This window comes from Marivirga sp. (genome assembly GCF_035704835.1).
Classification (GTDB): Bacteria; Bacteroidota; Bacteroidia; order Cytophagales; family Cyclobacteriaceae; genus Marivirga.
In genome coordinates this window covers 70,379-82,212 of the sequence record NZ_DASSWQ010000023.1, presented here as the reverse complement: position 1 = coordinate 82,212, position 11,834 = coordinate 70,379, and the positions used below count along the sequence as shown (strand labels likewise).

General features: G+C 32.6%; 14 protein-coding genes and 1 tRNA gene. 7 read left to right on the top strand and 8 right to left on the bottom strand.

Annotated features, from left to right (window positions below; all coding sequences use genetic code 11):
- The first annotated feature begins 103 nt into the window (after positions 1-103).
- The gene (locus tag VFM92_RS04000) at positions 104-448 is read left to right on the top strand and encodes a nucleoside deaminase (protein ID WP_325120903.1); all 345 of its coding nucleotides are present in this window, start codon (positions 104-106) and stop codon (positions 446-448) included.
- Here VFM92_RS04000 and VFM92_RS03995 read toward each other — a convergent pair.
- From VFM92_RS03995 to VFM92_RS03975, 5 genes are all read right to left on the bottom strand, one after another.
- Positions 437-1,057: a hypothetical protein gene (locus VFM92_RS03995; RefSeq protein ID WP_325120902.1), complete on the bottom strand. Its 621-nt coding sequence runs from the start codon at positions 1,055-1,057 to the stop codon at positions 437-439. The genes VFM92_RS04000 and VFM92_RS03995 overlap by 12 nt on opposite strands.
- Positions 1,054-2,028, bottom strand: coding sequence for a YheT family hydrolase (locus VFM92_RS03990; RefSeq protein WP_325120901.1), 975 nt, complete (start codon positions 2,026-2,028; stop codon positions 1,054-1,056). Before VFM92_RS03990 ends, VFM92_RS03995 begins: the two co-directional genes overlap by 4 nt.
- Before the next feature lie 120 nt (positions 2,029-2,148).
- Positions 2,149-2,541, bottom strand: coding sequence for a hypothetical protein (locus tag VFM92_RS03985; protein ID WP_325120900.1), 393 nt, complete (start codon positions 2,539-2,541; stop codon positions 2,149-2,151).
- A 270-nt stretch (positions 2,542-2,811) separates the two neighbouring features.
- Entirely contained in the window at positions 2,812-3,489 is a 678-nt protein-coding gene (locus tag VFM92_RS03980) for a molecular chaperone DnaJ (protein WP_325120899.1), read from the bottom strand.
- 96 nt (positions 3,490-3,585) lie between these two features.
- Positions 3,586-3,975, bottom strand: coding sequence for an START-like domain-containing protein (locus VFM92_RS03975; protein ID WP_325120898.1), 390 nt, complete (start codon positions 3,973-3,975; stop codon positions 3,586-3,588).
- A gap of 173 nt (positions 3,976-4,148) precedes the next feature.
- On the opposite strand from VFM92_RS03975, the gene VFM92_RS03970 reads away from it, so the two are divergent.
- Positions 4,149-4,222: transfer RNA gene (locus VFM92_RS03970), tRNA-Met, on the top strand.
- 105 nt (positions 4,223-4,327) lie between these two features.
- Here the strand turns inward: VFM92_RS03970 and VFM92_RS03965 are convergent.
- From VFM92_RS03965 to VFM92_RS03955, 3 genes are all read right to left on the bottom strand, one after another.
- Positions 4,328-4,921 (bottom strand): tetratricopeptide repeat protein, encoded by a 594-nt coding sequence (locus VFM92_RS03965; protein WP_325120897.1) that lies wholly within the window; start codon positions 4,919-4,921, stop codon positions 4,328-4,330.
- A gap of 179 nt (positions 4,922-5,100) precedes the next feature.
- A complete protein-coding gene (locus VFM92_RS03960; RefSeq protein WP_325120896.1) occupies positions 5,101-5,952 on the bottom strand; it encodes a DUF3108 domain-containing protein in 852 nt (283 codons plus the stop codon).
- A 45-nt stretch (positions 5,953-5,997) separates the two neighbouring features.
- Positions 5,998-6,813 (bottom strand): 2,3,4,5-tetrahydropyridine-2,6-dicarboxylate N-succinyltransferase, encoded by an 816-nt coding sequence (locus VFM92_RS03955; RefSeq protein WP_325120895.1) that lies wholly within the window; start codon positions 6,811-6,813, stop codon positions 5,998-6,000.
- 22 nt (positions 6,814-6,835) lie between these two features.
- On the opposite strand from VFM92_RS03955, the gene VFM92_RS03950 reads away from it, so the two are divergent.
- The 5 genes from VFM92_RS03950 (at position 6,836) to VFM92_RS03930 (ending at position 11,757) form a co-directional block, all read left to right on the top strand.
- Positions 6,836-7,966 carry a hypothetical protein gene (locus VFM92_RS03950; RefSeq protein ID WP_325120894.1) on the top strand — a complete coding sequence of 377 codons (1,131 nt, stop codon included), beginning with the start codon at positions 6,836-6,838 and terminating at the stop codon, positions 7,964-7,966.
- A gap of 128 nt (positions 7,967-8,094) precedes the next feature.
- Entirely contained in the window at positions 8,095-8,757 is a 663-nt protein-coding gene (locus VFM92_RS03945; RefSeq protein ID WP_325120893.1) for a metal-dependent transcriptional regulator, read from the top strand.
- Entirely contained in the window at positions 8,738-9,685 is a 948-nt protein-coding gene (locus VFM92_RS03940) for a metal ABC transporter solute-binding protein, Zn/Mn family (RefSeq protein ID WP_325120892.1), read from the top strand. The genes VFM92_RS03945 and VFM92_RS03940 overlap by 20 nt, the downstream gene beginning before the upstream one ends.
- Positions 9,678-10,463 (top strand): metal ABC transporter ATP-binding protein, encoded by a 786-nt coding sequence (locus VFM92_RS03935; protein WP_325120891.1) that lies wholly within the window; start codon positions 9,678-9,680, stop codon positions 10,461-10,463. Before VFM92_RS03940 ends, VFM92_RS03935 begins: the two co-directional genes overlap by 8 nt.
- A gap of 1 nt (position 10,464) precedes the next feature.
- Entirely contained in the window at positions 10,465-11,757 is a 1,293-nt protein-coding gene (locus tag VFM92_RS03930) for an iron chelate uptake ABC transporter family permease subunit (RefSeq protein WP_325120890.1), read from the top strand.
- Positions 11,758-11,834 lie beyond the last annotated feature (77 nt).

Here is an 11,834-nt window from a genome sequence, read left to right as displayed (position 1 = left end):
TCAGTGCACTCACTGAACTAAAATTTTGAAAAATGAATACTGAATTTTGGATGAAAATAGCGATTGATTTAGCTAAGGAAAGTAAAACTCCTTTCGAGCCGTATTGGTAGACCCTGAAGGTCAGCATTTAAGCGGATATAACACCACTGTTTTAGATGGTGCAACAGCCCACGCAGAAATTAATGCGCTTCAAAAAATCAAACAATTGGATTATGATCGTCCAGATGAACTGATGCTCATCACTACTTGTGAACCTTGTCCTATGTGTATGTCTGCCATAATCTGGGCGGCAGTTGGAGAAGTAATTTACGGTTGTGATATTCCAACGGCTGCAAAATATGGTAATCAAATCAATATTAGAGCTCAAGAAGTGGCAGCCGAATCATGGTATGCACCCATTATTCATGGTGGAATATTGGCAAAAGAGTGTGAGGAATTATTTAAATAATTGCCTTTCGAATATAATTTTTAAAATCAATAAATTCTTCCAGTTGATGTTCTGTACCTTGCAATTTTGCAATTGTTCGTAATAGTCATAAAAAACTGAATCTGTAATCTTTTCTTCCTTTATAATTCTTAGCACATAACTTCTTTGACAAATTTTGAAAATATTCGATGGTTTTTTAATGCTATTAAAAATTACATTGTTAAAATAATCGGTCCATTTATTCAAATCAGCTAAATCATCTAGCCAATTAAATCCTTTTTTAACCAATGCATTTTCTACTTCGGAAATGACCTTCAAAAGCTCAATTTCATTTTGAATAAAATTCCTTTTAGGGATTTCACTTGATATTTGAGATAAACTTTCCCAATAACTCAAACTAAGTTTATCCTTTTCTTGATTATAAAAGCCAAATACTAATTCTTCTATTTTATCAATTCTAATAGCCAATTGAATTTCCAGCATTAAGCCATCTTCATAGGGAGTGGAATTAATCACTATTATTTTACTTCCACCAGAGAATTGATGATGAAAAGCATCATATCCATCAATTTTAAAGTATTGAAAGTCATTTAAGAAGTTCTCAAGATAATGAACGACTTCTTTTTTCATATAGATTTACTCAAAATATTATTAAAAAAAGAAAGTGCTCTTTCCTCTGCATAAGTATGTACTTTTCCTTTTTGCAAAAAACCAACATGGCCGCCATGATTGGTTAATTCCAGTTCAATATGGTGGTTTTGCTCAGCTTCTGATTTGGGATAACAGTCTCCAGTTAGCATTGGATCATTCAAAGCATTCAAAATTAAAGTCGGCCTTGTTATATTTTTTAAATGAGGATAGCATTGTACACTATCATAAAAATCTTGTGCATCTTTATATCCAAATATCTTCGCACTATAATGAGTGTCAAATTCGTGGAAATCTGAAAAGCTTTTCCACGGTTTGATTTCAATTAAATTAGGAAATTGCTGATTTTTTTCTCGTAGCTTAATGTCCAGTTTTCGCATAAATCGATTTTGGTAAAATTTATTTTTCTTAAGTGCCAACATTCTAGAACTGCTCGATAAATTGCAAGGAACGCTTATAGCCATTGCTGCTTTGATCTCAGGATAAAGGTCTTTACCATTTTCTCCAACATATTTCAAAGTCAAACTTCCACCCATGCTAAAGCCTATCATCACAATTTCTTTATATCCACCTTTTAATGCTTTCTGAACTACTTCTTCAACGTCTTGCGTAAACCCATGATGATATAGAAACTCCCTTCGATTCATTTCTCCACTACAGCTTCTGCAGTTCCAGGCTAATATGTCCCATTTATTTTCGCTAAATAATTTGGCTACTCCCATAATATAAGGGCGGTCAGAACTACCTTCCAACCCGTGAGAAGCAATAATAAGTCTTGAATTATTATTACGAACCCAATCTATATCTAAAAAATCACCATCTTTCGTTTCAATTCTTTCTCGTTCATATTGAATTCCGGTCACTTTACGCAAAGCACTTGGCACAATAGTCTCTAAATGCTGATTAAATAAGTAAAATGGTCGTTTATACTGATTGTTTTTAACTACAGGCATTATCTTTTTTTTATGCAAAGCCGAAGATAATAAACACTTTCTTCCTCTTTATTAAAAAGCATAAAAAAACCCGATTGTTGTCAATCAGGTCAATTTTAAATCTTCATAAAAATTAATGGATTATGCTGAAGCGGATTGCTCATTGCTTTTTAATTCATATTGATATAACCATTCTTTTCCGTCTTCTACAGAATCAAAAAGCTTCATTTTTCTGCCTGTAGCTGCAATAATTGAATTTAGAATCAAAGTAGATAATTTACTTAAACCACACACTACAGTTACTTTCACTTTTGGATTATTCTTTTTAACCGTTTCTTTTATCTTAGATAATAATTCTTTATTAAATCTAGCATTAGTAGCATTAACACATGATAATACAGATTTATCAGGAAATTCAGCTACTAATTTTTGCACTGCATCAAATGCAGGAATCGCCTCATTTCCATTCGTATTTTCTATATCAGTGTAAACTATCTTAACACTTTTGTATTCAAGCACTTTACAATAAGACATAATGTAATTTATTTATAATTTTTATCACTTAATTAATTTTCAACTAAGTAAGTCATTTTTTTAATAGTGTTATATATATTCTGAAGAAATGATTTGAAATTAAATCATATTTTAGATGAATGGTTTACAACAACCGATTAAATAGTCATTAGGAAAAACCATTTAATGGTTTTTCCATATCTACTTTAAGTTTTGAACTTGAAGTATACTTTAATGTGAAGAAATTAATTACCGTCTAACTATTTAATTTATGAATATAATAATTCCTGACTAATTGTTCTCTGTGTGATTACAAATGGCTTCAGTACTGGTGAGTCCGCTTCCTAAGCAATTAGGACAATAAGTATAGAGTTCTTTTTCTCCTTCACAAACAGGGCAAATATTAAAACCCATCCCCTTACATTGATGGCAGGTTTTATAGCTTCTATTTCCCATAGTACCCAACTGAATGAGAACACCGTCACCACTACAAGCAGTACAACTTACTTTTCCTTTTCCCTCACAATAATCGCATTTTTTGAGTAATTGTTTTTCACCATTGCAAGTGACACAACTATCAAGTCTATAACCACTAAAATCACAAAAGTCACAAGACAAACTTTTATTAAGTTGTAAGTCAATTAGTTTTTTTAATTCTTCGGCATTTTTATAATAGATTCCTGCTTTACCCATTATTTCAAAATATTTTTCTAAAAAACTTTGACTGTTTTGATATTGACCAACTTCAAATAACGTTTTTGCAAAAAGATAAGGCATTTCAGAAGGAAGTTTAACTCCTAATTTCAAAATTTCCCTAAATTGAATATTCGCTTCTTCATAGTTTCCATTATTCATCGCTTTTTGGGCACTTTCATAATGAAAATTAAGAGTTTCTTTCTGGCCTTGTGCAAAAGAAAATTCAGATGTAAATAAAAAGAGGGAAATGAGACCTAAAAAATAATATTTCATTTTAATAATTACGATATATGAAACTGTTAAAGAATATACCTAAAACTTTACTCCTAACACATGGAATTAATAAAGATTCCAAAAATACGAGAATTTTTACCCTCCAACTATTTCTTTCAAATTATTTATCAATCCTTCCCATACCTCATACTGTTCTTGTTCATCTTCAAAATCTGAATATTCCACTACTTTCAAGTACATTGATTGGGTAAGCTCATTTTCATCCAGATGAATTTCAACATAAGCAGGATCATCATCTTCTCCCTCTTCAGGAAACTCAAATTTTACATATTGATTAACTCTATGACCAGCCATAACCGCATGATGGTCTTCTTCGTCATAAATAAAGTTATATTCTTTATCTTCATTTATATTTACATCATCCGCGAACCATTGAGACAAGCCACTTGCTGTACTGATGTACGGATATAACATTTTTTTGGATGCGTTGATTTCGAAATCTCCGATAAATTTTTTTAAGGCCATAATCTGTTCTTTTTACGATCGATAAGTTATGATTAAAAATGATATATCACAATAAATTCTTTTTCATTTTTTTTGGATTATGAAATCTTTATTCCTTATGTTTGCACTCCAATTTAAAACGGAGATTTAAATCAAAAGGATTTATATAGTTTTAAGTATCACTTACATTTTATGGCGAGGTAGCTCAGTTGGTTAGAGCGCAGGATTCATAACCCTGAGGTCGGCAGTTCAAATCTGCTTCTCGCTACTATTTAAAGGCAACTTCGGTTGCCTTTTTTGTTATAAAATTGGACACAAAAAAAGTTGAAGAATTTTATCCTTCAACTTTTATCGTAGTAGAAAATATTAAATATTAATTGCAATATTTTTTGTACAAATCCCTTGCTCCCTTATAACCAATATTTTCAGCTAACTTAATATCATTACAGCCACCTGATTGATTTAAATGGATTTTGAGTGCTCCCCTATACAGATATGCTTCTGCATTTTCATTATCATTATTAATGGCAATATTGTAAAACTCCATTGCTTTTTCCACTTCTCCTGATTTATGATAAGCTCTTGCCAATAAAGTGGCAGATTGAGAAGAATTTGTATTTAACTTATATGCTTTTTCAAATTGAAAAGCTGCGTTATCATAATCTTTCTCTCTGTAAAACTGTTTTCCATAACTTAGATATGCTCCTATGTTGGTTGGGGCAATTTCGATTACCTTAAGAAAATCCTTTATTGCTTTATCGTAAAGACCTAGTTCTTCATAAGCCCTGCCCCTATTGTAAAGTGCGATTTCATCTGCTGGTTTCATTTTTAAATGCTCATCATAAGATTGAATTGCTTTCTTGAAATCGCCAGAGTTGTAATATTCATTTGCTTTCTCAAGTTCATCTTTCTCATCACAAGAACCCAAACCAATAGTCATTAAAATTATAATATATATATACTTCATTATTTGAGAATAAAATTTCAAAAAACAAAATTAATTGAATCAAAATGGAATAGCTAAAGATTTAGAAAATTGTTTCTACATCTAGTTCAAGGAGGTTTAGTTAAGCTTATAGTTAAAACTCATCCTTAATCCTGCTGATGGAAGAAGAAAAGTATGCCTTAACTTAACGACAATCATATCTATTTACTCATGTCAAAGTTAATAGGATACTTAATATTCCTGAAAGAAGTTATTTCCAAACCACCAGAACCCACATACAACTCAGCATTAATTTTAAGTGGTATTTTATTTTTATCTGCAGAAAACCATCCTAAAACAGAATCTTCCCCATCAAATATTTTGGTTTCAGGCATCACAGGGGTAACCTTGTGTGCCCTAACTTTTCCAATTGCTAAATCTAATGTTTCATCCCCTAAATAAACAACTTCTAAATTATAGAAGGTATCTTCAAAAAAAGCAGGGATTTTAATGGTATCATTTGGCATTAAAGTATCAAAATTAACAGCTCTGAAGTAAGCAAAACCACTTATCAAATCTCTAATTTGGGGTGGAAATTCATAATACATTGGTTCATCAAAATCATCATTTTTACCTTTACTTTTTACTTCTAACATTTGCGAATTATGATCATAATTTACAAATTCGGTTTTTCTGTAGTTCCCCTCTTGAATAAATCTGTAAGCTTGATGTGGTATTAAAGATTCAGTATCAATGTAACCACCCCAATGGTCATCAATTTTGGCTACCCAATCAACCATACCAGTAGTTTTAGCTCTGACATCAACTTTAAAAGCAGTTCTGTTATTAATTTTATATAGGTTTTTCTGAACTTTTAATAACCCTTTCCCAACAGTAAAAAAACTGTAGTAGATTTTATATTCAATTTCTTCTCCAGCTTCGAATGGAACATACTCAATTTCTGGGAAGTCTTCCTGTGGAGTTTCAGAATATAAATCCTGATAATTTTTCTGACTTACAGCAGAAAATATCATTAAGTTAGAAAGGCAAATTAATATCAAATTTTTATTCATAAATAGGCTTCTTCACAAATTAAATGCCAAACAATTTCCAAACGATTAAACTGCAACATTATTCTCTCTTAATGCAGCATTTAAAGAAGTCTTTTTATCTGTACTTTCTTTTCTCTTTCCGATTATTAAAGCGCAAGGAACTTGGTATTCACCTGCTGGAAATTTCTTAGTAAAAGAACCTGGAATCACTACAGATCTCTCAGGCACATAACCTATATATTCTACTGGTTTTTCGCCAGTAACATCTATAATTTTTGAACTTGCAGTCAACGTGACATTCGCACCTAAAACTGCTTCTTTTCCAATTCGAACTCCCTCTACAATTATACATCTTGAACCAATGAAAGCATTGTCTTCAACAATAACTGGCGCCGCTTGAACGGGCTCTAAAACTCCCCCAATTCCTACGCCTCCACTAAGGTGAACATTCTTACCAATCTGAGCGCAGCTCCCCACAGTTGCCCAAGTATCAACCATGGTTCCGCTATCCACATACGCTCCAATATTTACATAGGAAGGCATCATCACTACGCCTTGATTTATGAAAGAACCGTATCTTGCAATTGCGTGAGGAACCACTCGAACTCCAAGTTTTTCATAGCCTTTTTTAAGCTTAATTTTATCATGAAATTCAAAAGGACCAACATTTATAGTTTGCATTTTTTGAAGAGGGAAGTATAAAATTACAGCCTTTTTTATCCACTCATTTACCTTCCAATTTCCTTCGCCATCAGGCTCAGCGACTCTAATTTTACCATGGTCTAATTCTTCAACCACAGTCTTTACCGCTATCTGTGTATCTTTATCTTTTAACAATTCTCTATTGTCCCAAGCCTTTTCAATAAATTCTTTAAATTCCATTTTCTGTTTATATCTTTAATCTGTGGATGATAAAATAAAAGTTTTAATTGCCTCAGTACTTAAACCAGCGGATGATGTTCGCTCTTGTTATAAGATTGGACAATCATTAGCGCAAACAAATAAATATGAGGTAAATATCATAGGCTTTGATTCAAAAAAGAAAGTTGAAAGCAAAAATATTTTTCTTCATCCAATTTTTAAATTCAGAAGAAACTCACTGAAACGACTGACAGCTTCCAGCGCAGTACTGAAAATATATCTTCAATTAAAACCTCAAATCATAATAGTTAATACACCTGAATTACTGTGGGTTATCTTTCTCATCAAAATTTTATTTGGCACAAAAATCATCTATGATATTCGTGAAAATTATCGTTTTAATGTACATCAAAACCCGATATATAAGGGAATAATTAAACACGGAGCAATTCTCTACATTAAGTTCACTGAATTGATTTCAAAGAAATTAATGGATGGCTACTTTCTAGCTGAAGATATATATGAAAAGCAACTTAAATTCATACATAATCAGGCTTATATCAAGCTTTTAAACAAATCAGTTATTCCCTTAAAACAAAGTTATGAACCGGTTGATTTTTCAAATCATGAAGCAGTTAGGTATATTTATAGTGGTACTATTGGTGAAGAATATGGCACGTTAGAAGCAATTGAATTCTGCAAAAAATTACATGAAATAAACCAAAATACAACTTTAATGATAATTGGATATTCATCTGACAATCAATATATTAATAAAGTTAAATCAGCAATTTCAGGAATTAACTTCATTCATTTAAAAACAGGTTCTAAACCAGTTGCCCAATCAGAAATCATATCTGAAATTAAAAATTATGATGTCGCATTATTGCCATATCAATTGAATCCCAATATTTCAGGACGATTCCCTACTAAAATATATGATTACCTGGCTTTGGGCATCCCTATGGTAATCCCTCCACAGAAAGAATGGATAGCTTTTTTAAATCAATATCAGGCTGGAATATCCGCAGATTTTTACAATCCAGACATACCCGCATTTATTCATGAAATAAAATCCAGAAAATTCTTTCTCCACAACCCAAAAAGCGATGTTCAATGGTGGAGTCAAGAGAATACTTTACTTGATTTTATAGATAAAATCTTATCTAAATAAATTTTTAGTCTTACCTTAACTATTGAAAAAATCGTTTTAAATTCTGTAAAATGGACTTTTAATGAAAAATTAAAATAATTTTTAGATTAATCTAATTTTATTTTATATTGCATTAAATTTCCATTAAAATGAAGAAACTTAGTTTTGCTGAGGAAAATTATTTGAAGGCTGTATATCATCTTTCAAATGCCGGAGAAACAGATGTTTCCACTAACTCTATCGCAGAAGAAATGGATACAAAAGCTGCATCAGTTTCGGATATGTTAAGAAGACTTTCTGAAAAAGAAATGGTGGTTTACAAAAAATATCAAGGTGTGAAAATTTCTGAAATTGGTAAAACTGCTGCTCTGCAAGTCATCAGAAAACATAGACTTTGGGAAGTTTTTTTAGTAGAGAAATTAAAATTTAACTGGGACCAAGTTCATGAAATTGCTGAGCAATTAGAGCACATAAAATCCCCCCTACTCATCCAAAGATTAGATGATTTTTTAGGGCATCCAAAGTTCGATCCACATGGAGATCCCATTCCAGATGAAAATGGATTATTCAAAGAAAAGCCTCAAGTACCTTTAGCTGAAGTTGAGATTTTAGGAGATGGAATTGTAGTGGCAGTAAAAGATACCAACTCCATGTTTTTACAACATTTGGATCGCATCGGCATTTACCTTGGAGCCAAAACAAAAGTTACCGAAAAAGTAGAGTTCGATGGATCAATGGAGATCTTAGTTGACGGAAAAAATAAATTATTTATCAGTAAAGAAGTAGCCGAAAATGTATTGGTCACACACTAAAATAATACTATCAATTTTAATTATTCCTCTAGCTTTTTCTTGTAGTCCAAAAGAAAAAAAAGAAGGTCAAACTTATATCGTTTGTACCACCGGAATGATCAAGGATGCAGTAGAAAATATTGTAGGCAGTAAGGCCAAAATTGAAGTCTTGATGGGCCCTGGTGTTGATCCCCATTTATACAAAGCAACTCAGGGTGATTTGAAGAAATTACAAGCGGCAGATATCATCGTTTATAATGGGCTTTTTCTGGAAGGAAAAATGGGAGAAATAATTCAAAAATTAAACCGTAAAAAAACGGTAATTGCCATGGCAGAATTACTTCCAAAAAACGCTTATATAAACAACACGGAATTTCAAGGAGCCTATGACCCTCACATCTGGTTTGATGTAAAGTTATGGAAAGAAGCTATTCAGTTATTAAGCGAAGAATTAATTAAAACTGATAGTATAAATCAATCTTTTTACCAAAATAATACAATTACCTATTCAACTCAATTAGATAGTCTTCATCAGGCAGTAGAAAATCATATCAATTTAATTCCTGAAAATAAAAAAGTCTTAGTAACAGCTCATGATGCTTTCGCATATTTCGGTAGAGCATACAAAATGGATGTACGAGGATTGCAAGGTATCTCTACCCTATCGGAATTTGGATTGAGGGATGTGAGCAATTTAGTGGATTTCATAGTTGAAAATGAAATACCAGCTATCTACACTGAAACTTCAGTTTCTGAAAAAGCCATAAAAGCCGTACTGGAAGGTTGCAAAAGTAAAGGACATGATGTAATTATCGGAGGAAGTTTATATTCTGATGCAATGGGGAAAGAAGGAACTTTTGAGGGCACTTACGTTGGTATGGTACATTCGAATGTAGAAAAAATAGTGAGTGGATTGTCAAATAATTCTAAAACTGAAAAAAATGATTAGACAAGTAGATAATCCAATTATTGAAATTCATGACCTTTCGGTAGCCTATGAACGTAAGCCTGTACTTTGGGATGTTGATTTAAGTTTACCAGAAGGAAAGTTAATAGGCATAATTGGTCCCAATGGAGCTGGAAAATCCACTTTACTAAAAGCTATTATGGGTTTATTGCCCCTAAATAGTGGATACATTCAAATCAACGGAAAGCCGCTGGAAGAAATGCGCCATAAAATAAGTTATGTACCGCAAAGAGAAAGTGTCGATTGGGATTTTCCTACTTCGGTTTATGAAGTGGTCATGATGGGTAGATATGGTCAGTTAGGTCTATTCAATAGACCAAAAAAAGCGGACAAGGAAATAGTGATGGATAGCCTTCGAAAAGTAGGAATGGAAGATTTTCATAAGCGTCAAATTTCTCAACTATCTGGAGGGCAACAACAGCGCGTATTCCTAGCAAGAGCATTAGCTCAGCAAGCGGATATTTATTTCATGGATGAACCTTTCGCAGGAGTAGATGCCGCTACTGAAAAAGCCATTATTAAATTATTGGGTGAAATGTCAGCTGAAAACAAAACAGTAATTGTAGTGCATCATGATTTACAGTCTGTAGCTAAATACTTTGACTGGATTATACTTTTAAATATGCGATTAGTTGCCTCAGGACCTATTGAAGAAGCTTTTACTCCTGAACTGCTACAAGAAACATATGGAGGGAAATTAACCCTATTAACAGAAATCAGTGATTTAATTCAAAAAAACAGATTCCCAAACCGAGAATAAAATGCTGGAAAACGCACTAAGCTTTTTTGATTTTAATGATGCCAATGTAGTCTATGTTTCATTGGGTACTATTATTTTAGGAGCTGGTGCAGCTATAGTTGGAGCATTTACCTTTTTTCGTAAAAAAGCTTTAATTGGCGATGCTATTGCCCACGCTATTTTACCAGGTGTTTGTCTAGCTTTTATTTTAGGAGGAACCAAAAATTACTTTTTATTAATTTCAGGGGCATTTTTTACTGGTTGGATTTCGATTATAGCCATTGATTACATTGTAAAGAAATCAAAAATCAAAGAGGATACCGCCATCGGATTAATTTTATCCGTTTTTTTTGGAGTTGGCATTATGCTGCTTACCTACATACAGCAATCAGGAAATGCTGCACAAACGGGTTTGGATTCATTCCTTTTTGGAAAAGCTGCAAGTATGTTGGCACAAGATGTTATTATATTTTCAGCCATAAGCACCATCTTAGTGGTAATGATATTACTTTTCTATAAAGAATTAAAGCTCATTACATATGATAAAGATTTTGCTCAATCCATAGGATTACCTGTCAAATGGATAGAATTTTTATTAAGCTCATTGACAGTTTTAGCTGTAGTAACAGGGATTCAGGCCGTAGGAGTAGTTTTGATGGCTGCACTACTGATCACTCCAACGGCAGCTGCCAAATATTGGTCAGGCAGTTTATCCATCATTCTAGTTTTGGCCGCTTTTATTGGAGGCTTTTCAGGAGTTTCAGGCGCATTTATAAGTTACATCGCACCCAACATGCCAACTGGTCCTTGGGTGGTAATGGTATTATCAATATTTGCCATATTCTCCATTCTATTTGCTCCTGGTAAGGGTTATTTTTCAAGGTTACTTTTACAATCCAAAAATAGAAGACAAATTCAGGATGAGAATATTTTAAAAGCCTTTCATCAAATTGCAGAACATGAAAATTCATTTGGTGAAGCTAAATCAATTGGAAAATTAAGAGAGCAGCGATATTACACCATTCGATTAATGAAAAAAATTCTTCAGCGGCTTAAAAGACATGGTTATTTAAGAAAAACCACTGAAGGCTATTATTTGTCAGATTATGGGCAGCGAAAAGCTGCCAGATTAGTGAAATTACACAGACTGTGGGAATTGTATCTCACGGAATATTTGAGAATTGCACCAGACCATGTCCATGAAGATGCTGATACCATTGAACATTTAATAACTCCTGAAATAGAAAAAAAACTAGAGGAGAAGTTGGGATATCCTGAAGTCGACCCACATAATTCAAAGATACCATATGATTAGCCCCAATTAGTAAAACATATCTACTAATCATACGATTGTATAATAGAAGATTAATTGAAATTATAAATTATAAAACT